Annotated in this window: 22 protein-coding genes and 1 tRNA gene; 15 read left to right on the top strand and 8 right to left on the bottom strand. The window is 67.6% G+C overall.

Annotated elements, in window-relative coordinates; genetic code table 11:
• The first annotated feature begins 5 nt into the window (after nucleotides 1-5).
• From AAFM92_11180 to AAFM92_11205, 6 genes are all read left to right on the top strand, one after another.
• Nucleotides 6-347, top strand: a complete 342-nt coding sequence (locus AAFM92_11180; GenBank protein MEL7300936.1) for a TIGR02300 family protein — start codon at nucleotides 6-8, stop codon at nucleotides 345-347.
• A 47-nt stretch (nucleotides 348-394) separates the two neighbouring features.
• Nucleotides 395-470, top strand: a tRNA-Ala gene (locus AAFM92_11185).
• Nucleotides 471-911: 441 nt separating this feature from the next.
• Nucleotides 912-1,931, top strand: coding sequence for a C4-dicarboxylate TRAP transporter substrate-binding protein (locus AAFM92_11190; GenBank protein MEL7300937.1), 1,020 nt, complete (start codon nucleotides 912-914; stop codon nucleotides 1,929-1,931).
• 92 nt (nucleotides 1,932-2,023) lie between these two features.
• Nucleotides 2,024-2,653, top strand: a complete 630-nt coding sequence (locus tag AAFM92_11195; GenBank protein ID MEL7300938.1) for a TRAP transporter small permease — start codon at nucleotides 2,024-2,026, stop codon at nucleotides 2,651-2,653.
• A complete protein-coding gene (locus tag AAFM92_11200; protein MEL7300939.1) occupies nucleotides 2,650-4,047 on the top strand; it encodes a TRAP transporter large permease in 1,398 nt (465 codons plus the stop codon). Before AAFM92_11195 ends, AAFM92_11200 begins: the two co-directional genes overlap by 4 nt.
• Before the next feature lie 106 nt (nucleotides 4,048-4,153).
• Nucleotides 4,154-4,348, top strand: coding sequence for a hypothetical protein (locus AAFM92_11205; protein ID MEL7300940.1), 195 nt, complete (start codon nucleotides 4,154-4,156; stop codon nucleotides 4,346-4,348).
• On the opposite strand, the gene AAFM92_11210 is transcribed toward AAFM92_11205, so the two are convergent.
• The gene (locus AAFM92_11210) at nucleotides 4,330-5,556 is read right to left on the bottom strand and encodes an acyl-CoA dehydrogenase family protein (protein ID MEL7300941.1); all 1,227 of its coding nucleotides are present in this window, start codon (nucleotides 5,554-5,556) and stop codon (nucleotides 4,330-4,332) included. The genes AAFM92_11205 and AAFM92_11210 overlap by 19 nt on opposite strands.
• A 58-nt stretch (nucleotides 5,557-5,614) precedes the next feature.
• On the opposite strand from AAFM92_11210, the gene AAFM92_11215 reads away from it, so the two are divergent.
• The gene (locus tag AAFM92_11215; protein MEL7300942.1) at nucleotides 5,615-6,652 is read left to right on the top strand and encodes a phosphotransferase family protein; all 1,038 of its coding nucleotides are present in this window, start codon (nucleotides 5,615-5,617) and stop codon (nucleotides 6,650-6,652) included.
• Between the two features lie 24 nt (nucleotides 6,653-6,676).
• Here the strand turns inward: AAFM92_11215 and rpe are convergent, their stop codons facing one another.
• Nucleotides 6,677-7,369: a ribulose-phosphate 3-epimerase gene (gene rpe, locus AAFM92_11220; protein ID MEL7300943.1), complete on the bottom strand. Its 693-nt coding sequence runs from the start codon at nucleotides 7,367-7,369 to the stop codon at nucleotides 6,677-6,679.
• Between the two features lie 175 nt (nucleotides 7,370-7,544).
• On the opposite strand from rpe, the gene deoC reads away from it, so the two are divergent.
• The 3 genes from deoC to AAFM92_11235 are packed head-to-tail and all read left to right on the top strand — an operon-like array spanning nucleotide 7,545 to nucleotide 11,096.
• On the top strand, nucleotides 7,545-8,534 hold the full coding sequence (gene deoC / locus AAFM92_11225) for a deoxyribose-phosphate aldolase (protein ID MEL7300944.1): 990 nt from the start codon (nucleotides 7,545-7,547) through the stop codon (nucleotides 8,532-8,534).
• A gap of 4 nt (nucleotides 8,535-8,538) precedes the next feature.
• Nucleotides 8,539-8,769, top strand: a complete 231-nt coding sequence (locus tag AAFM92_11230; GenBank protein MEL7300945.1) for a hypothetical protein — start codon at nucleotides 8,539-8,541, stop codon at nucleotides 8,767-8,769.
• A complete protein-coding gene (locus AAFM92_11235) occupies nucleotides 8,766-11,096 on the top strand; it encodes an aldehyde dehydrogenase family protein (protein ID MEL7300946.1) in 2,331 nt (776 codons plus the stop codon). Before AAFM92_11230 ends, AAFM92_11235 begins: the two co-directional genes overlap by 4 nt.
• Nucleotides 11,097-11,330: 234 nt before the next feature.
• Here the strand turns inward: AAFM92_11235 and AAFM92_11240 are convergent, their stop codons facing one another.
• From AAFM92_11240 to AAFM92_11260, 5 genes are all read right to left on the bottom strand, one after another.
• Nucleotides 11,331-11,891 (bottom strand): DUF1523 family protein, encoded by a 561-nt coding sequence (locus tag AAFM92_11240; GenBank protein MEL7300947.1) that lies wholly within the window; start codon nucleotides 11,889-11,891, stop codon nucleotides 11,331-11,333.
• Nucleotides 11,892-11,901: 10 nt separating this feature from the next.
• Nucleotides 11,902-12,174, bottom strand: a complete 273-nt coding sequence (locus tag AAFM92_11245; GenBank protein ID MEL7300948.1) for a hypothetical protein — start codon at nucleotides 12,172-12,174, stop codon at nucleotides 11,902-11,904.
• Nucleotides 12,175-12,297: 123 nt separating this feature from the next.
• Nucleotides 12,298-12,636, bottom strand: a complete 339-nt coding sequence (locus AAFM92_11250; GenBank protein ID MEL7300949.1) for a hypothetical protein — start codon at nucleotides 12,634-12,636, stop codon at nucleotides 12,298-12,300.
• A complete protein-coding gene (locus AAFM92_11255; GenBank protein MEL7300950.1) occupies nucleotides 12,626-12,937 on the bottom strand; it encodes a hypothetical protein in 312 nt (103 codons plus the stop codon). Before AAFM92_11255 ends, AAFM92_11250 begins: the two co-directional genes overlap by 11 nt.
• 112 nt (nucleotides 12,938-13,049) lie before the next feature.
• Nucleotides 13,050-13,319: a hypothetical protein gene (locus AAFM92_11260; GenBank protein ID MEL7300951.1), complete on the bottom strand. Its 270-nt coding sequence runs from the start codon at nucleotides 13,317-13,319 to the stop codon at nucleotides 13,050-13,052.
• Between the two features lie 183 nt (nucleotides 13,320-13,502).
• Between AAFM92_11260 and AAFM92_11265 the strand changes: the two genes are divergently transcribed.
• The 5 genes from AAFM92_11265 to AAFM92_11285 all read left to right on the top strand — a co-directional run bounded on the left by AAFM92_11265 (nucleotide 13,503) and on the right by AAFM92_11285 (nucleotide 18,082).
• On the top strand, nucleotides 13,503-14,231 hold the full coding sequence (locus tag AAFM92_11265; GenBank protein MEL7300952.1) for a glucose 1-dehydrogenase: 729 nt from the start codon (nucleotides 13,503-13,505) through the stop codon (nucleotides 14,229-14,231).
• Nucleotides 14,231-14,533 (top strand): hypothetical protein, encoded by a 303-nt coding sequence (locus AAFM92_11270; GenBank protein MEL7300953.1) that lies wholly within the window; start codon nucleotides 14,231-14,233, stop codon nucleotides 14,531-14,533. The genes AAFM92_11265 and AAFM92_11270 overlap by 1 nt, the downstream gene beginning before the upstream one ends.
• A 107-nt stretch (nucleotides 14,534-14,640) precedes the next feature.
• Nucleotides 14,641-16,026, top strand: coding sequence for a UDP-glucose/GDP-mannose dehydrogenase family protein (locus tag AAFM92_11275; protein ID MEL7300954.1), 1,386 nt, complete (start codon nucleotides 14,641-14,643; stop codon nucleotides 16,024-16,026).
• Between the two features lie 54 nt (nucleotides 16,027-16,080).
• Entirely contained in the window at nucleotides 16,081-16,701 is a 621-nt protein-coding gene (locus AAFM92_11280; protein ID MEL7300955.1) for a sugar transferase, read from the top strand.
• 13 nt (nucleotides 16,702-16,714) lie between these two features.
• Complete coding sequence (locus tag AAFM92_11285) at nucleotides 16,715-18,082, top strand: phosphomannomutase (GenBank protein ID MEL7300956.1); 1,368 nt, start codon at nucleotides 16,715-16,717, stop codon at nucleotides 18,080-18,082.
• 19 nt (nucleotides 18,083-18,101) lie between these two features.
• On the opposite strand, the gene AAFM92_11290 is transcribed toward AAFM92_11285, so the two are convergent.
• A complete protein-coding gene (locus AAFM92_11290; GenBank protein ID MEL7300957.1) occupies nucleotides 18,102-20,009 on the bottom strand; it encodes a nucleoside-diphosphate sugar epimerase/dehydratase in 1,908 nt (635 codons plus the stop codon).
• Between the last annotated feature and the right edge of the window lie 124 nt (nucleotides 20,010-20,133).

Here is a 20,133-nt window from a genome sequence, read left to right on the forward strand (position 1 = left end):
AACCCATGCCCAAGGAAGAATGGGGCGTAAAGCGCCTGTGCCCCACCACCGGCAAACGCTTTTACGACATGAACCGCGACCCCATCGTGAGCCCCTACACGGGCGAAGTCGTCACCATCGATACCGGCAAGGGCCGGACCATGGTGGCCGATGCCGAGGACGCGCAGACCAAGAAGCTGAAGGAAAAGGCGGAGGCGAGCGAAGACGAGGATCTGGTACTCGACGACGACGAGGAAGAAGACAGCGATGTCGATCTCGGCGATGACGTGCTCGATGACGATGACGAGGATGACAAGGTCTCCCTCGACGATCTCGCGGACGTGGCGTCCGAGGAAAGCGAAGACTGATTTCGCTTGATTAGCCTCGGCCCGCCGCGTAGACGAGCCGAGCAAATGGGGCCTTAGCTCAGTTGGGAGAGCGCTTGCATGGCATGCAAGAGGTCAGGGGTTCGACTCCCCTAGGCTCCACCAAATCTCCCCTGCATTTCCAGTTCATTTGGTGCGCGACCGAGGCGCGCCGATTGTTGCTGGCCATCCCGTATGGCAGCGACCCGTCCGGCTCCATGAATGCTGTGCGACGCGGCCGCCCGGGGCTGTGAGATTGGGAGGAGTACACGACCCCGGGCGGTGAACGCGGGGGCGCGTGGCCATCCGATGCGTTCTGACGTCGTGGGCCCATAGACGCCCGGCGCACCCCCCGAGACGAGTGATTTGCGGCGCAACCCCGCGAATATCGCGCAGCTTTGCGGCACTGCCGCATAGATGCCCGTGCGATCGCGCGCTCTGCCGCATTTTTGACCTCTGCGTAAAGCGGCCCGGGCGCCATCCCTTGAAAACGGGTAGCCACGGCGAGAATCCCGGCTAATCTCGTGCGAGACAGCGGGACACACCGCTGAGTTTTGGGAGGACATCATGAAAAAGACCCTGAGCCGCGCCTGCGTCGCGGCCCTCATCACTGCATTCGGCTCCGAGGCGCTCGCCACGGAATGGAACGTCTCGCTCTGGGGCCAACGCCGCGCCTTCACCGAGCATGTGGAAAAGCTTGCCGAGCTCGTCTCCGAGAAAACCGGCGGAGAGTTCACCATGAATATCTCCTATGGCGGCCTCTCCAACAACCGAGAGAACCTCGACGGGATCGAGATCGGCGCCTTCGAGATGGCCCAATTCTGCGCGGGCTACCACCGCGACAAGAACCGCGTGATCACCGTGCTCGAGCTGCCCTTCCTCGGCGTGGCCAACCTCGAGGAAGAGGTGGCGGTCTCTTCAGCCGTCTACAGCCACCCCGCTGCCACCGAAGAGATGGCACAGTGGAATGCCAAGCTGCTGATGACCTCGCCCATGCCGCAGTACAACATCGTGGGCACGGGCGAGCCCCGCGATAGCCTTGATGAATTCGACGGGCTCCGCGTGCGCGCCACGGGCGGCATCGGCAATGCGTTCAGCCAGGTCGGCGCCGTGCCCACCTCCGTGACTGCGACAGAGGCCTTCCAGGCGATGGAGTCGGGCGTGGTGGACGCCGTGGCCTTCGCCCAGCACGCGCATCTCTCCTTCGGCACGATCAACCAGGCCGATTGGTGGACGGCGAACCTCAACCCCGGCACGGTGAACTGCCCGGTCGTGGTCAATATCGGCGCCTATGAAAGTCTCTCGGACGAGCACCGCGCGGCACTGGACAGCTCCGTGCCCGAGGCGCTCGACCACTACCTCGCGAACTACGCCGAGCTCCTCGAGCGCTGGGACAGCGTGCTCGCGGAGAAGAACGTCACCAAGGTCGAGATCGACGACAGCGTGATCGCCGAGTTCCGCGCCGCCGCCGCCGACCCCGTGCGCGAAGCTTGGATCGCGGACATGGAAGCGCAGGGCCTGCCCGGTCAGGAGCTCTACGACCTCGTGCAGGCGACGCTCGAGGATTTCCGCGCCAACAACATGTAAACAGCTCTATCACGCCCCGGGCCTGACCCGGGGCCTCTGCCCCCCGCGGGTAGAGGTCCCGGATCGAGCCCGGGACGTGACGCGCCTCACCCATGGCCTCCGCCTCCCCCGTCCTCGCCGACAGCTCGCTCCTGAGCTGGCTTGACCGCGCGCTCCTGCCCTTCGAGAGGGCGCTCGCCTTCGCGTCAGGAATCGCGGCCTTCTCGCTCATGTTTCTGGCGGTCTATTCCGTGGGCGGACGGGAGTTCTTCGAAAGCCCGCTCCTCGGCTACGTGGACCTGATCGAGAGCCTCATGCCCTTCATCGCGATCCTGGGCATTTCCTACGTGCAGCGGGACGGCATCCATATCCGCATGGACATCCTCATCGGTCAGCTTTCAGGCCGTGTCCTCTGGGCCATCGAGCTCTTGATGACGCTGCTCATATTCGGCCTCATCCTCGCGCTCCTCTGGGGAAGCTGGGCGCATTTCGACCGCTCCTTCGACTGCGCGCGGCCTTTCTGCTCGCGGGATTCCACGATCGACATCTCGCTGCCGCTCTGGCCCTCGAAGATCATCGTGCCCATCGCCTTCGCCGTCCTTCTCCTGCGCCTCGCGCTGCAGGCGTGGGGCTATGGCCGCGCGCTCGTCCTCGGGCTCGAGCGCCCAGTGGCCGTGCCGCTCCCACTGTCCGCTGCTGACCAGGCGCAGGCCGAGGCCGCCGCCATGGAAGGCGACAAATGACGAATGTCGAAATCGGGCTCTGGACGACAGGCGGCATGCTCGTTCTCGTCGTGCTGGGCATGCGCGTGGCCTTCGCGGCGGGGCTTGCGGGCTTTCTCGGTCTCGTCTGGATCCGCTGGAACGGGTTCGACTACGATCCGGAGCGCTTCTGGCGCGCCCTCGACATTTCCGTGAAGATCGCCGGCCAGGTGCCGCATTCCAAGGTCTCCGCGCACACGCTCTCGCTCATCCCGACCTTCATCCTCATCGGATTCCTGGCGTATTACGCCAAGCTCACCCAGGGCCTCTTCGACGCCGCGAAGAAATGGATCGCGTGGGTGCCGGGCGGGCTCGCCGTCTCCACTGTTTTCGCCACGGCGGGTTTCGCCGCCGTCTCCGGCGCGAGCGTCGCCACGGCCGCCGTCTTCGCGCGCATCGCGATCCCCGAGATGCTCAAGGTGGGCTACAACAAGCAATTCGCGGCGGGCGTCGTGGCCGCAGGCGGCACGCTCGCCTCGCTCATCCCGCCCTCGGCTATCCTCGTCATCTACGCGATCATCGTGGAACAGGACGTGGGATCGCTCCTCCTCGCAAGCTTCATCCCCGGCGTCTTCTCCGCCTTCGTCTACGCCACGCTCATCATCTCCATCGCGGTCCTCTTCAAGAGCGTCGGCCCGCCCGTGACGGGTTTCAGCTGGGGCGAACGCTTCGCCTCGCTCCTGCCCGCGCTCCCCATCGTGCTCGTGGTGATGATGATCATCATGTTCGTCTACAATCCGTTCGGCGATGCCTGGGGCACGCCCACCGAAGGCGGCGCGGTCGGCGCCTTCATCGTCTTTGTCTGGGCCCTCGCGCGCGGCATGCGGTGGCCGCAGCTCAAGGACGCGCTGATCGAGACGGCCAAGCTCACCATCATGATCTTCACGATCATCTGGGGCGTGCTGATCTATGTCCGCTTCCTCGGCTTCGCGGACTTGCCGGGCGAGTTCTCCGCCTGGATCACCTCGCTCGAGCAGAGCCCCTGGATCACGCTCGTCATGATCCTCCTGGCCTACGCCGTGCTGGGCATGTTCATGGATGCGATCGGAATGCTGCTTCTGACGCTGCCCGTCGTCTTTCCCGCGGTCATGGCGCTCAACGGCGGGCTCAACGTCGCAGCCGAGGACGCGGCCTTCGGCATGTCGGGGACGATGTGCGCGATCTGGTTCGGCATCCTCGTGGTCAAGATGGCCGAGTTCTGTCTCATCACCCCGCCCATCGGGCTGAATTGCTTCGTGGTGGCAGGCGTTCGCGACGACCTCTCCGTGCAGGACGTCTTCAAGGGCGTGACGCCCTTCTTCCTCGCCGATGCGGCCACGATCGCGATGCTCGTGGCCTTCCCCGGGATCGTCCTCTGGCTGCCCTCGCTGGCCTAGCCGCCGCCCGGGGTCGCTAAAGCTTTAACAATTGTTTGCTCGGCCCGCCCTAAATTCACGGGTATGAATTCCGTGCATCAAGACTCGGCCGCAGGAGGGACCAGGCATGGGCAAGAAGCACCAACGCTCTGACGACATCGCCTTGGCCATGGCGGGCCTCCCCGGCTGGGCCGCGCGGCTGGCCGAGGGCAATGTTTTCGATCCGGCCGCGCCGCGGCTCACGCTCTGCCCCAACGGCTTCGCGCAGTCGATCACGCCGTCCGCACCGCCCGAGGAGCCATCTCAGCCGGAATTGGTGTAGCGCTTCAGCTCTGCCCGCGCGACCTGCCTGCGGTGGACGGCGTCAGGCCCATCAGCCAGGCGGAGCGTTCGGACGTGGGTCCAGGCCTGGGCGAGCGGCGTGTCCTGGCTGATCCCCTGCCCGCCATGCATCTGCACCGCCTCGTCGATGATCTCGAGCGCGATCCGTGGCGCCACCACCTTGATCTGGCTGATCCACGGGGCCGCGGCCCGGGCATCGCCCTGGTCCATCATCCACGCGGCCTTGAGGCACAGGAGCCGCGCCTGTTCGATCTTCATGCGCGCCTCGGCGATGAGGTCGTAATTGGCGCCGAGCTCGGCGAGAGGCTTGCCGAAGGCCGTGCGCTGCGTGGCCCTTGTGCACATGAGCTCCAGCGCCCGCTCCGCCTGCCCGATGGCGCGCATGCAGTGATGAATGCGCCCAGGCCCTAGCCGCCCCTGCGCGATCTCGAAGCCGCGGCCTTCGCCCAACAGCATGTTCTCGGCAGGCACACGCACCTCCGTGAAACGCATGTGCATGTGGCCGTGGGGCGCGTCGTCATGACCGTAGACCTGCATGGGCCGCAGGATCTCGATCCCCGGCGTGGCGGCAGGGACGACGACCATGGAATGGCGCTGGTGCTTGGGCGCGTCCTCGCCGCCGGTGCGCACCATGACGATGTAGACCTTGCAGCGCGGGTCGCCCGCGCCGCTGATCCACCACTTTTCCCCATTCAAGACGTAGTCGGCGCCATCGCGCACGCAGGAGAGGGAGATGTTGGTGGCATCCGAGGAGGCCACGTCCGGCTCCGTCATGGCGTAGGCGGAGCGGATCTCGCCCACCATGAGCGGCGCGAGCCATGTCTCCTTCATGGCGTCGGTCCCGTATTTCAGGAAGACCTCCATGTTGCCCGTATCCGGCGCATTGCAGTTGAAGACTTCGGCCCCGAGCGGCGTCTTGCCCATCTCCTCGGCAAAATAGGCGTATTCCACAGTGGAGAGCGCGTGCTCGGCCCCCGACCACCAGAAATTCCAGAGCCCTGCGTCGCGCGCCTCGGCCTTGAGCCCTTCGAGGATCTCGGCCTGCCGCGCGGTATAGGTCCAGCGGTCGCCATTGCCGATCTCGGCGGCGTAGGCGTCTTCCAGAGGCATGACACGCTCGGACAGGAAGCGCCGCACCTCGCCAAGAAGCGCGGCTCGCGCCGGTGACAATCCGAGATCCATGCGCATTCTCCCTTGCCCTGCCGCGCCACGGCGCGACACTATCAGCCCGGGAGAAAAGCGAAACATGCTGAGCTACGATCATGCCGCCCTCGAGCGCGAGCTCGCAGCGCACGTGGAGGGCTTCACGACGCTGGACGGGCTTGAGAAATTCTCCGGCGGACAGTCGAACCCGACCTATGCGCTCACCTCTGGCGACCGGCGCTACGTGCTGCGCGCGAAGCCGCCGGGGCAGCTCCTGCCTTCCGCGCACCAGGTGGACCGCGAGTTTCGCGTGATGTCTGCCCTGCGGGGCCACGTGCCCGTGCCCCAGATGCACTACCTGAGCGCGGAAGAGAGTGCCCTCGGGCGGCAGTTCTTCGTGATGGAGCGGGTGGAGGGCGCGGTCCATTGGGATCCCGCGCTGCCTGCGCTCGCGCCCGAAGATCGCGCGCGGATCTATGACGAGATGAATGCCGCGCTCGCGCGGCTTCACGCCGTGACGCCGTCCGAGGTCGGGCTGGGCGATTTCGGCAAGGAGGGGGACTACTTCGCCCGCCAGCTTACGCGCTGGTCAAAACAGTACCGCGCGGCGGAGACGGAGCCTTTGCCGGAGGTGGATTGGGTGATGGCGTGGCTCGAAGAGGCCATGCCGGAGGATGACGGGCGGGTGGCCATCGTCCACGGCGATTACCGCATCGACAACATGATCTTCGATGCAGATCACAGGCTGCGCGCACTCCTCGACTGGGAGCTGAGCACGCTTGGGCATCCCATGGCCGACCTCGCCTATCAGGTCATGGTGTGGCGGCTGCCCAATGCGGGTCAGTTCAAGGGCTTGGGGGGCCTCGACCGCGCTGCCCTGGGCCTGCCGTCGGACGAAGAATACATCGGCGCCTATAGCGCCAGAAGCGGCTTCGAAGCCGCGGCCCACTGGAGCTACTACCTGACCTTTGTCACCTTCCGCTTTCTCGCGATCCTGCAGGGCGTGTTGCGGCGGGGCCTCGACGGCACCGCCTCCAACCCGCTCGGCGCCGATGTCATGCGGGCCGCCATCGCGCACCTCGCGGCGGACGCCAAGCGCATCGCCAGCGGCAGGGACCCGAGCCGTTTCGAAACGACTTAAACGCCCCCGAAGGCGCGTTGGCGCTCAGCCGCGAACGGATGCGCAGGCGGCGCGGATTGCCTCGATATTTGCGCCATAGGGCGCCGGATCGCTGGGCGAGCCGTCCTTGAAGACCGCCGATCCGGCCACGAGCACGTCCGCCCCCGCAGCCGCCAGACGCGGCGCCGTCACGGGGCCCACGCCGCCGTCGACCTCGATATGCACCGGCCGGTCCCCGATCGCGGCGCGCAGCGCGGCCACCCGCGGCACGGCGCTCTCGATGAAGCTTTGTCCGCCAAAGCCCGGGTTCACGCTCATCACGCAGACAAGATCCACCATGTCGAGGAGCGGCGTCACCGCCTCGATCGGGGTCCCCGGATTGAGTGCCACGCCGGGCCGCATTCCCGCCCCACGGATGGCCTGCAGCGTCCGGTGAATGTGCGGCCCCGCCTCCACATGGGCGGTGAGAATATCCGCGCCCGCCTCGGCGAAGGCCGCGATATAAGGATCGACGGGCGCGATCATCAGGTGAACATCCATGACCGTCTTGATGTGAGGCCGGATCGCCGCGCAGGTCGCGGCTCCGAAAGAGATGTTGGGCACAAAGTGCCCGTCCATCACGTCCACGTGGATCCAATCCGCCCCCTGCGCCTCCACGGCCTCGATCTCGGCCCCGAAAGCCGCGAAATCAGCAGCGAGGATGGACGGGGCGATCTTCAGCGCGCGGTCGAAGGTCATTGGCGTGTCTCCGTGGTGTTGCCGCGTCCGTAGCGAGGCGCCGCTTGCTCCACAAGAAAAACACGTCCCGGGCCTGCCCCGGGACCTCGACGCGCGCAAGTGACGTGGAGGCCCCGGATCAAGACCGGGGCGGGTTGTCCTTGCCTGCACGCGTGGCTCATGGTTTCCAGGAGGCATGGAAACGCTCACGCCCACCCATCTGCCCACCGCCCTCGACCACGCCGAGCCGCGGAACCCCGGCCAGCCGCTCGACCTCGACTGGGCGCTCGGAATCCAGGCCAATACCTCCGCCATCGAACGCCGCGCGGCGACGCTGCCCGGACGGCGCACCGTCAAGAAGGCGCACCAGGCAGCCTGGCTCGCCAAGGCCGTGACGATGATAGATCTCACCACGCTGTCGGGCGACGACACCGAGGGCCGCGTGCGCCGGCTCTGCGCCAAGGCCCGGCGGCCCATGCGCCCGGACCTCCTCGACGCAATCGGCCTGCCCGATCTCAAGACCGGCGCGGTCTGCGTCTATCATGACATGGTGCCCGCGGCGGTCGCGGCGCTGCAGGGCTCCGGCATCCCGGTGGCCGCCGTCTCCACCGGCTTCCCGGCGGGGCTCTCCCCGCTCCATCTCAGGCTTCAGGAAATCGAGGAAAGCGTGAAGGCCGGTGCCGAGGAGATCGACATCGTCATCTCCCGTCGCCACGTCCTCCAGCGGAACTGGCAAGCGCTCTACGACGAGACCCGCGCCATGCGCGAGGCCTGCGGCGACGCGCACATGAAGGCGATCCTCGCCACGGGCGAGCTGATGACGCTCCGCAACGTCGCCCATGCCTCCATGGTCTGCATGATGGCAGGGGCCGATTTCATCAAGACCTCCACCGGCAAGGAAAGCGTGAACGCCACGCTCCCGGTCTCGCTTGTGATGATCCGCGCCATCCGCGACTACCATGAGCGCACGGGCTTCCGGGTGGGCTACAAGCCCGCCGGCGGCATCTCGAAGGCCAAGGACGCGCTGGTCTACCTCGCACTGATCAAGGAGGAGCTGGGCGACCGCTGGCTCGCGCCCGATCTCTTCCGCTTCGGGGCCTCCTCCCTCCTCGGCGATATCGAACGCCAGATCGAGCACCACGTCACCGGCGCCTATTCCGCGGGCCACCGGCATCCGATAGGATAGTGGTGTGGAGCAGATCTTCATCCTCGTGGCCTTCCTCATCGCGGCGACGCTCGGGCCGGGGACGATCCTTGTCCTCATTGCCGCGCTCTGGATCTGGACGCTTGTCGACCCGATCCGCGTGGTGCGGCCACATCCCCCTCGCGGGCCAGCCGCGCGCCGCCTCGGCCACGCGCTTCTCGGCACCGCGTTCTCCGTGACCCTCGCGCTCATGCTGTTCGGAAAGACGTCCCCATGACCATCAAAGAGATCTTCGACACCATGGATTACGGCCCCGCCCCGGAAAGCGCCTCCGAAGCGCTGGCCTGGCTGGTGGATCAGGGCTCCCGCTTCGGGCAGTTCATCGACGGCGCGTTCACCCCGCCCACCGACGACTTCGAAACGAAAAACCCCGCCAATGGCTCCGTGCTCGCCACGCTGAGCCAGGCCACGGAAGACGACATCGCCGCCGCCCACACGGCCGCCAAACGCGCGCAAGGCGCCTGGGCCAAGGACGCCCATGCCCGTGCGCGCGTGCTCTACGCTCTGGCGCGGCTCGTGCAGAAGAACGCGCGGCTCTTCGCCGTCCTCGAAACACTCGACAACGGCAAGCCCATCCGCGAGAGCCGGGACATCGATATCCCGCTCGTCGCGCGGCATTTCTACTATCACGCGGGCATGGCGCAGCTCATGGACGCGGAGCTGCCGGATCGCGCGCCGCTCGGCGTCTGCGGCCAGATCATCCCGTGGAATTTCCCGCTCCTGATGCTCGCCTGGAAGGTCGCGCCTGCGCTCGCCATGGGCAACACCGTGGTGCTGAAGCCCGCCGAATACACCTCGCTCACCGCGCTCCTTTTCGCCGATATCTGCCGCCAGGCCGGCGTGCCGAAGGGCGTGGTCAACATCCTCACCGGCGATGGCGCGGTGGGCGAAAAACTCACCGCCCGCGATTTCGACAAGATCGCATTCACCGGCTCCACCGCCGTGGGCCGCGCGATCCGAAAGGCCACTGCCGGGCGCGCCATCCCGCTCACGCTCGAGCTGGGCGGCAAGAGCCCCTACATCGTCTTCGACGACGCAGATATCGACAGCGCCATCGAGGGCCTCGTGGACGCGATCTGGTTCAATCAGGGCCAGGTCTGCTGCGCGGGCTCCCGCCTCCTCGTGCAGGAAGGCATCGCGGAGCCCTTCTACACCAAGCTCCGCGCCCGGATGGGCACGCTGCGCATCGGCGACCCGCTCGACAAGAGCATCGATATCGGCGCTGTCGTGGACCCGGTGCAGCTCCAGACGATCAAGAGCCTCGTGGACGCCAATGTTGAAGGAGAGACCTACCACGCCCCGGGGCCGCTCCCGGCGGAGGGCTGCTATTATCCGCCGACGCTGATCACGGGCCTCTCCACCGCCTCGCCGCTCATGCAGGAAGAGATCTTCGGTCCCGTCCTCGTGGGCACGACCTTCCGCACGCCCGCCGAGGCGGTGCAGATCGCCAACAACACGCGCTACGGCCTCGCCGCCACGCTCTGGACAGAGAATGTGAACCTCGCCCTCGACGTCGCGCCCAAGCTCGCCGCGGGCGTCGTCTGGGTCAACGCGACCAATCTCTTCGACGCGGCCGCGGGCTTCGGTGGCGTGCGCGAAAGCGGCTTTGGCCGCGAGGGCGGCTGGGAGGGCCTTTTGGCCTACACGAAGCCCAAGGCAGCGGGGAAGGCCGCCAAGACCATCACGCCCCATGCGGGCGATGGCGCGCCCGGCGCGGGCATCGACCGCACACCAAAGCTCTATATCGGCGGCAAGCAGGCGCGCCCCGACGGCGGCTATTCCCGCGCGGTCTACGGCCCCCGCGGCGCGCTCCTCGGCCAGGCGCCGGAGGCCAATCGCAAGGACATCCGCAACGCGGTGGAAGTCGCCGCCGCAAGCCCCTGGAGGAAGACCACCGGCCACGGGCGCGCGCAGGTGCTCTTCTTCATGGCCGAGAACCTTGCCGCCCGCGCCGAGGATCTTTCCCGCCTGATCGATGCCCCGACCGGCAAGCGCGGCGGCGCGGCCGAGGTCGAGGCCAGCGTGCAGGCGCTCTTCACCGCCGCCGCCTGGGCTGACAAGCTCGACGGCGCAGCAAAGCCCGTGCCCCTGCGCGGCGTGGCGCTCGCCATGCGCGAGGCCGTGGGAAGCGTGGGCCTCATCGCTCCGGATGCGCTGCCGCTGCTCGGCCTCGTGGCCCCCGCCGCCGCTGCCCTTGCCATGGGCAACAGCGTCGTGGCCCTCGCGTCGCACCCCTACCCGCTGGCGGCGCTGGAGTTCGTGCAGGTCCTCGAGACCTCCGACCTCCCGGCAGGCGCGCTCAACATTCTCACCGGGGAACCCGAAGCGCTGTCGAAGACGCTGGCCGAACACCTCGCGCTCGACGCGCTCTGGTCCTTCGCGCCGCGGGGCCTCGCCCAGGGCATCGAAGCCGCCTCCGCCGGCAATCTCAAACGCACCTGGATTTCTGAGACGAACCGCGCCTGGGATGCCCGCGACATCCGCGAGGCGCTGGAGCACGCGACCGAGGTCAAAACGATCTGGGTCCCCTACGGCGAAGGCTGAAAACCGGAGGCAGATCCCTTCCCCGCCCCACGATCAACGAGAAGCCCATACCGCCCCGCGATCCGGCGCGCGGCCCCGTCTTCTTTGTGCCCCGTACCTCCGCCGGAGGCGATCCCATGGCGACCAGAGCACGGATCTCTCGGCAGCGCGCCCCCGAGCGCAGCGAGGCAACCGAAGGCCGAGCGCGCCAGCGTGAGGGGGAGGCGGGCGGGCCCTTCGCCCGAAACGCGCGCGCTACTCGCCGTCGAAGATCGGGCCGATCCGCCGGTCCCAGAACCGCCGGAGCCGGACCGAGATCGCCCAGTAGAGCGCGAAGAGAAAGACGACCACGGCGATATTAAAATACGGGATCAGCCGCACGTCCGGGCCCGCGATCGGCCGAATGGAGATCGCGTTGGGGTAGATCGTCAGGAACTCGTTCCGCCAGCCGTAATGGCGCACGACATACCACTGCTCTGCATCCGCCCGCGCTGCGGCCTGGGCATCCGATTGCAGGTTCGAACTGTCGAGCTTGAAATAGGGCGGCCAGCCAAAGCCCGTATCCTCGTTGCGGTAGACATAGGAACGCCCGTTGGCGCGCTGCGTGTTGATGAGACGCAGGTCGCGGTTCAGGACGGCGTTGTCGTTCCCGCTATCGGCCTGCGCGTAGAAGATCCGGTTCCAACCCGTGAAATCCTGCCGCAGGATCTCGGTGCCGTTCACGCGCACGATGTCGCGGTCGGGCAGCGTGTAGTGCAGGAAGGCGCCCACGATCAGGAAAAAGACGATGCGGATCGTCCAGCGAACGTAATACATGAAGCGCTCCTCACATGTAGTTTTGCGCGTAGAGCATGATGCTGATGAAGGCGAGGAAGGCCAGGGGCAAGCCGTAGACGAGGAGGATAAGCCGCCGCCGGAGCGACCGGTCGTATTTGTCGAGCTCGAGCCTGAGCCAGGCGTCGCGGCTTCCCTGGAGCCCTTCCACGCGCCACTGCTCCTTGAGCTTCTCGCGGCGCACGGAGCGGCTGTAGATGGAGATCGCGATATAAAGGACCGTCGAGATCACCATCAGGATGACGAACAAACGGATGATGACCATTCCAACTCCCTCCAGACCCGGCCGCCCGGCAGGGGCGCTACGGCGCGACCCTAACGCGCGCGCGGCGGGGGGCCAAGGCAGCTCGGACATCGCGCGTCGCGGGGCGCCCGCAGCGCCTCCGGCCTAGAGTTCCGGGCGCCAGGTCTGCGGCTGCACGGCGAGCGCGAGGAGGAGGACCGGTCCCCAGAGAAGCCCCGCGAGCCGCCCGAGCCCCGCGAAGTGCAACGCTCCGTCAACGAGGGCCGCCGCCGGCACACCCTGCAGCGCATAGCTCCCCGCGAAGGCCAAGGCCGACAGCACCCAAAGCGCAAGCGCCGAGACCGCGAGGTTTGCGCCCAGTGCCAGCATGCTCTCGGGGAGACGACGGCCCAGCCAGGTGGGGATAACCCACGCCGCCACAGCGAGCACCACCCCCGGCAGGATCAGCGCGACGGAATAGAGCGTCGCATCCTCAACGGTCATCGAGGAGGCCGCGCTGGGCGTTGAAGGTGTAGGAGATCATCAGGCAGGGAAACCAGATGATCGCGGAGACGGCCGTGTTGAAGGCCACGCCGCCAGCGAGACCGCTGCCCGCCCCCGCCGCGATGGAGGCCGCGCCGAGCCAGACCACGTGCCAGCCAAGCACCGCCGCCAGCCCAAAGAGAAACGCCCAGACCGCGCCCATGGCGAATTCTCCCGCCGTGCGCGGGCGATCTCGAAATCCGCGCAGGCCCACGAGGATCGCGATGACCGCAGGGAGGATGAATGTGGCAACGAGGATCAAGGGCGCGCTCCGCAGATGGGTCAGGCCGAGCCATATCCCGAGACCCGACATTGATCTGTTAAGCGCTGTCTCCGCCGCTGCGCAAGCGCGGGAAGACGGACCGGGCTCGGCATCAGGGGCCTCTGCTTCCGCCCCCGCCGGCGCTGCCGTCACCGTCGTCGCCGTCATCATCGCCGCCGATGAGGCCGAAGCGCCCGGCCAACCCGCCCACGACGAGGCCGACCATGGCCCCGATGGCGACGGTGCGCCCGGCGGTTTCCTCCCAGCCCGCGGCGTCTGCCGCATATTCCGCCGCGAAATAGAGCACGAGGCCCGCGAGGATCACGATCGACCAGCGGCCCACGGGCCCCAAAGCGCCCTGTCTGTCCTTTCGATCTGCCACGGCGCTCTCCTCTCCTGCATCCTCAGACCCACCACGTCTTCGGCGTTCTCAGGAGCTTTGCGCACATATAGAGGCCCCCCGCGAGAGACCAACGCCCGCGGCACGGTCGGTGGCAGCACCGTCCTGCCCGTGGTCCTTCCCTTGGCCCTTTTCATTCGGGTCCTGGCGGGCGAGGGTCGAACCATGAGACTTCAGGGAAAGACAGCCATTGTCACGGGTGGTGCCTCGGGCTTCGGCGCTGGCATCGCGCGCAAGTTTGCCGCCGAGGGCGCGCATGTCGTCGTGGCCGACATCAACCTCGAGGGCGCTCAGGCCGTCGCGGCAGCGCTCGGCGGCGCAGCGGCGGAAGTGGATGTCTCGGACGGGGCATCGGTCGCGGCGCTTTGTGCGGATTTGTCTGCCGCCGACATTCTCGTCAACAATGCCGGCATCACCCATATGCCCACCGCCATGGAGGATGTGAGCGAGGCGGATTTCGACCGCGTCCTCGCCGTCAACGCCAAGAGCGTCTACCTCTTCGCCCGCGCACTCGTGCCCGCCATGAAGGCGCGCAAGGCGGGCGTGATCCTCAACGTCGCGTCCACGGCGGGTGTCTCCCCTCGCCCGAGTCTCAACTGGTACAACGCCTCCAAGGGCTGGATGATCACGGCCACCAAGGCCATGGCCATAGAGCTCGCGCCCCACGGGATCCGCGTGAACGCGCTCAATCCCGTGGCGGGCGAAACGCCGCTTTTGGCCTCCTTCATGGGGGGCGACACGCCCGAGACGCGCGAAAAATTTCTCTCGACGATCCCGCTGGGCCGTTTCTCGCGGCCCGAGGACATGGGCGCGGCAGCGGCTTTTCTCTGCTCGGACGAGGCCTCCATGATCACCGGCGTCGCCCTAGAGGTCGATGGCGGGCGCTGCATCTGATGCCGCGCGTCCCCGTGGAGATCATGCTTTTCGCCGGCACCTTCGAGAGCCAGCCCGTGGCCTTCGCGCATCTTTATGACATCGGGCCGGAGCTTGATCTCGGCGAGGTGGAAGTGATCTGCAAGGAGGAGCCTGCTGCGCGTCTGTCGCACTATTTCGCACCCGAGCAGGTGGAACTCATCGTCGACACGCTGGGCCTGCACACGACGGTCGTCCTGGCCTTCCCGGAGGCCGGGCCCGTGCCCGCCTCCCCCCATCTCTTCCCGCTCGGGCGCTTCACCGGCACACGCATCCGCGCCTGAGGCGGCCATGGCCCGCCAGTGCATGCAATTGCAGCGCATCTTTCCTTTCGCGGCCTTCGATTTGCCCCTAAAAGCGGACGCCAAATGGCAGTGAAAGGAAGCGCGCGATGAAGATCGCCATGATCGGCACGGGCTATGTGGGTCTCGTATCCGGGGTCTGTTTCTCGGATTTCGGGCACGACGTCGTCTGCGTGGACAAGGCCGAGGCCAAGATCGCCATGCTCACGCGCGGCGAAGTGCCGATCTACGAGCCGGGCCTCGATCAGCTGATGGAAAAGAACGTGGAGGCGGGGCGGCTCTCCTTCACGACCGATCTCGCCGCCGCTGTGGCGGGCGCCGATGCCGTCTTCATCGCCGTGGGCACGCCCACGCGGCGCGGTGACGGCCACGCAGACCTCACCTACGTGATGTCGGCAGCCGAGGAGGTGGCCCGCGCGCTCACCGGCTACGCCGTGATCGTGACGAAATCGACCGTGCCCGTGGGCACCAACCGGCAGGTGAAGCAGGTGGTGGCCAAGGCCCTCGCCGCGGCGGGCTCCGACGTGCCCTTCGACGTCGCCTCGAACCCGGAATTCCTGCGCGAGGGCGCGGCGATCGACGATTTCATGCGGCCGGACCGGGTCGTTGTCGGCGTGCAGTCCGAGGAGGCCGCCAAGGTCATGGAAGAGATCTACCGCCCGCTCTTTCTCCGCGATTTCCCGATCATCACCACCGATCTCGAGAGTGCGGAGATGATCAAGTACGCCGCCAACGCCTTCCTCGCCACCAAGATCACTTTCATCAACGAGATCGCGGCGCTGTGCGAGCGCGCGGGCGGCGACATCAAGGAAGTGGCCAAGGGCATGGGCCTCGACGGCCGCATCGGGAACAAGTTCCTCCATGCCGGGCCGGGCTATGGCGGCTCCTGCTTCCCCAAGGACACCGCCGCCCTCGCACGGATCGGGCAGGACTTCGCCACGCCCATGCGGATCACCGAGACAGTCATGGCCGTCAATGACGCGGTGAAGCAGCGCATGGTCGAGAAGCTGCGCGATCTCTGCGACGGCTCCTTCAACGGCAAGACCATCACCGTGCTCGGCGTGACGTTCAAGCCCAACACCGACGACATGCGCGAGGCGCCCGCGCTGACCATCGTACCCGCCCTCGTGGGCGGCGGCGCGAAGGTCCGCGTCGTGGATCCGCAGGGCTACCGGGAAGGCCACGCGATGCTGCCAGGCGTCCGCTGGGACGATGATCCCTACAAGGCCGCCGCGAAATCCGACCTCCTCGTCATCCTCACCGAGTGGAACGAGTTCCGCGCCCTCGATCTCAAGCGGCTGGCGCGGAAGATGGCCACGCCCCGCATGGCAGACCTACGCAACATCTACTCGGCAAAGGATGCTCGCCGCGCGGGCTTCACGGCCTACGAGGCCGTGGGGCGGCTCGGCATGGTGCAAAAGCCGGAGGAGGCCGAGGCCGAGAGCACGGACAAAAAGGCCGCGGCAGAGGCTTAGTGCCGCCGTCACTTTTGGCCTGACAAGGCGCGCCGGACGCGCCACACCTGCCCTATGGCAAAGCGTAGTTTCGATGTGGTGCTCGCGCTCGTTCTCGGAGCGATCCTTGCACTGCCCGTGCTCGGGATGCTCGTGTGGCTCGCCTTGGGCCAGGGTCGGCCGTTCCTCTATGGCGCGGAGCGGATGAAGGCCCCGGGGGAGGGCTTCACGCTCTGGAAATTCCGCACGATGATCGAAGCGGCAGGCGACAGCGGCGTCTCCGGCGGCGACAAGGCCGCGCGGATCACGGCGCAAGGCGCCACGATGCGCCGCTACAGGGCCGATGAGATCCCACAGCTCTGGAACGTGCTCAGGGGCGACATTTCCTTCGTGGGCCCCCGCCCGCCGCTTCGGCAATACGTGGAGGCCTTCCCCACGCTTTATGCCCGCGTGCTACGCTCGAAGCCGGGAATCACGGGGCTCGCCTCGCTCACCTACGCGGCCCACGAGGAGCGCCTCCTCGCCCGCGCCCGGACCCGCGAGGAGACCGACGCGATCTACCGCCGGACCTGCGTGCCGGCCAAGGCGCGGCTCGACCTCATCTACCAGCGCCACGCGTCCTTCTGCTATGACCTGGCGCTCATCTGGCAAACGGCGCGGCGCTTCACGCCGGCCTGGTTCGGCAAACGCGATTGAAGGGGCCATTCTCGTGACCACAGACCTGCCCCCTGCCTTCAAGGCCTACGACATCCGCGGCCGCATCGGGATCGAGATCGACACGGATTTTGCCGAGGCCCTGGGTCGCGCCGCGGTCGCCGAGACGGGCGCGCGGCACGTGGCGGTGGGCGGCGACGCGCGGGAGACCTCCCCCGCGCTCAAGGCCGCGCTCGCGCGCGGGCTCTCTGCCGCCGGTGCGGCGGTCTCGGATATCGGCCTCTGCGGCACGGAAGAGGTCTACTTCGCCACCGATCATCTCGGCGCCGATCTCGGGATCATGGTCACGGCCTCCCACAATCCCATCGACTACAACGGCATGAAGCTCGTGGGCCCCGGCGCTGCGCCGCTCAGTGACGCGGTCTTCGCTGCCATCGGGCGGCGCGTCACCGGGGGCGGGTTCACGGACGCCGCGCAGCCGGGCGCGATTAGCGCCGCCGATCCCCGCGCGGCCTATGTCGCGCGGGTCCTCGGCTTCGTCGATACCGCGCAGCTCAAGCCGCTCCACATCGTCGCGAACGCCGGAAACGGCGCGGCGGGGCCTACCTTCGACGCCATCATGACCGCGCTCGAGGCCACCGGCGCAAAGCTGAAGGTCACGCGCGTGCATCATCCGCCCGATGCGACCTTTCCCCATGGCATCCCGAACCCGCTCCTGCCCCAGAACCACGCCGCCACCGCCGATATCGTGCGCGCCGAGGGCGCGGATCTGGGCATCGCGTGGGACGGTGATTTCGACCGCTGCTTTTTCTTCGACGCCACCGGCAGCTTCGTGGCCGGCGAGTACGTCGTGGGTCTGCTCGCGCTCGCCACGCTTGCCGTCACGCCCGGCGCGCGGATCGTCCACGATCCCCGCGTCCAGTGGAACACACAGGCGCGCGTGACCAAGGCCGGGGGCGAGGCGGTCGTCTCCCGCACGGGCCATGCGCTCATCAAGGCAAAGATGCGGGAGGTGGACGGGGCCTATGGCGGGGAGATGTCGGCGCACCACTACTTCCGCGACTTCATGTATTGCGACAGCGGGATGATCCCGTGGCTGCTCGTGGTCGCGTGGATGTCGCGGACCGGGCAGCCGCTGAAGTCGCTGGTGGACGAGATGCGCGCCGCATTCCCGTCGTCGGGCGAGTTGAATTTCCGCGTGCCCGATGCCGGGGCGCTCATGGACGCCATCGAGGCCGAGCAGACGCTAGAGGCCGAGATCGACAAGCTCGACGGCCTCTCAGTGTCCTATGCCGACTGGCGCTTCAACCTGCGCAGATCGAACACCGAGCCGCTCCTGCGGCTCAACGTCGAAACCCGTGGCGACGCCGCACTCCTTGCGGAGAGGGTCGCCGACCTCCGCGCCCGGATAGAGGCGGGTTAGCGCCCGCGAGCGGCCTGCATCATGCGGTGCGCTCGCCCAGTTGTTCTATTGCGGGTTCCGGGCTCGCGGCTGCATCCTGGCCCGCCCCGGAGGGCACGCTGACGACTCGCGCGAGGGCATCGCTGGCCGCTGACGCGGCGCGCTGAGCCACGGCCTCCCGAATGGCGCGCAAGGCGCGCGCGATCTCGACCTCGGAGGGAAAGGCCTCGTGCGCGCGCAGGATCTTGCCATGGCCCGTGGGCGTGAGCGCGGCCGCCGAGGTGAGCTCTTCATGGAGCTTGTCGCCCGGTCGCAGCCCCACGATCTCGATGGCGATGTCCCCGTCGGGCCGCGCCGCGTCGCGGATGGTATGGCCGCTGGCCTCGATCGTCTGCCGGGCCAGGTCGAGGATGCGCATGGGGCGTCCCATGTCGAGGACATGGACCTCCCCGCCCTCGGCCACCGCCCCGGCATGAAGCACGAGCTGCACGGCCTCCCTGACGGTCATGAAATAGCGCGTGACCTCCGGGTGCGTGACCGTGACGGGCCCGCCGCGGCGGACCTGATCCTGGAAGAGCGGGATGACCGAGCCTGACGAGCCAAGCACGTTGCCCAGCCGCACGATGGAAAAGCGCGGGCCGGAGCCGCGCGGCACGCGGCCCGCCAGGTCCTGCACCAGCATCTCGCCGAAGCGCTTGGAGGCGCCCATGACATTGACCGGCCGCACGGCCTTGTCGGTCGAGATGAGGATGAAACGCGAGATCCCGGCCTGCAGCGCCTCGCGCGCGAGCACCTGTGTGCCCAGCACGTTGTTGGCAATCCCGGCGACCGGGTTCGCCTCCACCAGCGGCACGTGCTTGTAGGCCGCTGCGTGGAGCACGACATCCACCGTGTGGGCGGCGAGGACCTCACGCACGAGGGCCGGATCGGCCACGGACCCGAGGACCGGCACGATCTCCACCGCCGCGCTGCCTCGAAGCTGCCGCAGCTCCATGTCGATCGCATAGAGCGCGCCTTCGCTGAGTTCGAAGAGGATGATGCGGGCGGGCGCGCACGCGAGCACCTGCCGGCAGAGTTCGGACCCGATGGACCCGCCCGCGCCCGAGATCAGGATGGTGCGCCCCCGGTAGCATTGCGAGCCAGCCCCGAGTGCGCCGTCGCCCGAATCGCGTCCAAAGAGATCGACGCGCAGCACCGGCGCGAGGCGCTCAAGCAGCGGCCCCCCTCCGAGGAGCTGACTGAAGGCCGGGAGCAGGCTCACTTCGAGCCCCAAATCCTGCATACGCCGCGCGATCTGCATCTGCTTCGGCATCGCAAGCGAAGGGAGCGCGAGCAGGACACCGTCCACCGCCCGCTCCCGCGCGAAGGCCGACAGCTGCGTGGGCGGGATCACATCGAGCCCTGCGATGCTCAGCCCATGGATCGAGACATTGTCATCGACGAAGGCAACGGGGCGCAGCGCGGCATGGCCGCGGAGCGCCGCGGCGAGCTCCGCTCCCGTGGCACCGGCGCCGTAGATGACGACCCGCCGCGCGAGCAAGGCACGGCGGTAGAGCTCCTCGAGGAGCTCCCGCATCCCAAACCTGAGCGTGAGACCCCCGGACAGGAGCCCGAAGCCAAAGACGGCGAGCCCCGATGCCCCGAGCTCGAGCCCCGCGCCCAAGGCCAGCGGCACGAGCGCGGCGCTCAAAAGCGCGGAGTGAAGGATGTAGCGCAGCACCGCCGCGCCAGCGAAGTCCTTGAGGCGGATGGGGGCGAGGCCCAAAGCTTGGGAAGCCCCCACGGACATCACCGCCATGACCGCTGCAACGCCGAGAAATGCCGCGCCGTGCACCGGCCCAGCGAGCGCCGTGGCGAGGCCCAGCGCGCAGAGCATGACGACGCAATCCGCGAGAAGCAGCACCCAGCGCTTCTGACGTCGCGAGAGAGATTGGACGAGTGTCAGCATCAGGCTCCGGCCACCTTCATTATTTGGCGGGCCGATGGCGCGAGACCTGCCGCAGGGCGGCCCCATCTCGAGGCTTCACCACGACCCGCCGCCGTGATCCTGACCGGGGTGACAGCAGATGGTT

The organism is Pseudomonadota bacterium (assembly GCA_038533575.1).
Taxonomy (GTDB): domain Bacteria; phylum Pseudomonadota; class Alphaproteobacteria; order Rhodobacterales; family Rhodobacteraceae; genus Shimia_B.

Excerpts from the sequence above, each read along its gene's own strand:
- AAFM92_11210 (MEL7300941.1), bottom strand. The coding sequence starts at position 5,556 with ATGCGCATGGATCTCGGATTGTCACCGGCGCGAGCCGCGCTTCTTGGC.
- AAFM92_11215 (MEL7300942.1), top strand. The coding sequence starts at position 5,615 with ATGCTGAGCTACGATCATGCCGCCCTCGAGCGCGAGCTCGCAGCGCAC.
- AAFM92_11240 (MEL7300947.1), bottom strand. The coding sequence starts at position 11,891 with ATGTATTACGTTCGCTGGACGATCCGCATCGTCTTTTTCCTGATCGTG.
- AAFM92_11265 (MEL7300952.1), top strand. The coding sequence starts at position 13,503 with ATGAGACTTCAGGGAAAGACAGCCATTGTCACGGGTGGTGCCTCGGGC.
- AAFM92_11250 (MEL7300949.1), bottom strand. The coding sequence starts at position 12,636 with ATGACCGTTGAGGATGCGACGCTCTATTCCGTCGCGCTGATCCTGCCG.
- AAFM92_11245 (MEL7300948.1), bottom strand. The coding sequence starts at position 12,174 with ATGGTCATCATCCGTTTGTTCGTCATCCTGATGGTGATCTCGACGGTC.
- AAFM92_11205 (MEL7300940.1), top strand. The coding sequence starts at position 4,154 with ATGGGCAAGAAGCACCAACGCTCTGACGACATCGCCTTGGCCATGGCG.
- rpe (MEL7300943.1), bottom strand. The coding sequence starts at position 7,369 with ATGACCTTCGACCGCGCGCTGAAGATCGCCCCGTCCATCCTCGCTGCT.
- AAFM92_11275 (MEL7300954.1), top strand. The coding sequence starts at position 14,641 with ATGAAGATCGCCATGATCGGCACGGGCTATGTGGGTCTCGTATCCGGG.
- AAFM92_11235 (MEL7300946.1), top strand. The coding sequence starts at position 8,766 with ATGACCATCAAAGAGATCTTCGACACCATGGATTACGGCCCCGCCCCG.
- AAFM92_11290 (MEL7300957.1), bottom strand. The coding sequence starts at position 20,009 with ATGCTGACACTCGTCCAATCTCTCTCGCGACGTCAGAAGCGCTGGGTG.
- AAFM92_11280 (MEL7300955.1), top strand. The coding sequence starts at position 16,081 with ATGGCAAAGCGTAGTTTCGATGTGGTGCTCGCGCTCGTTCTCGGAGCG.
- AAFM92_11270 (MEL7300953.1), top strand. The coding sequence starts at position 14,231 with ATGCCGCGCGTCCCCGTGGAGATCATGCTTTTCGCCGGCACCTTCGAG.
- deoC (MEL7300944.1), top strand. The coding sequence starts at position 7,545 with ATGGAAACGCTCACGCCCACCCATCTGCCCACCGCCCTCGACCACGCC.
- AAFM92_11180 (MEL7300936.1), top strand. The coding sequence starts at position 6 with ATGCCCAAGGAAGAATGGGGCGTAAAGCGCCTGTGCCCCACCACCGGC.
- AAFM92_11200 (MEL7300939.1), top strand. The coding sequence starts at position 2,650 with ATGACGAATGTCGAAATCGGGCTCTGGACGACAGGCGGCATGCTCGTT.
- AAFM92_11190 (MEL7300937.1), top strand. The coding sequence starts at position 912 with ATGAAAAAGACCCTGAGCCGCGCCTGCGTCGCGGCCCTCATCACTGCA.
- AAFM92_11195 (MEL7300938.1), top strand. The coding sequence starts at position 2,024 with ATGGCCTCCGCCTCCCCCGTCCTCGCCGACAGCTCGCTCCTGAGCTGG.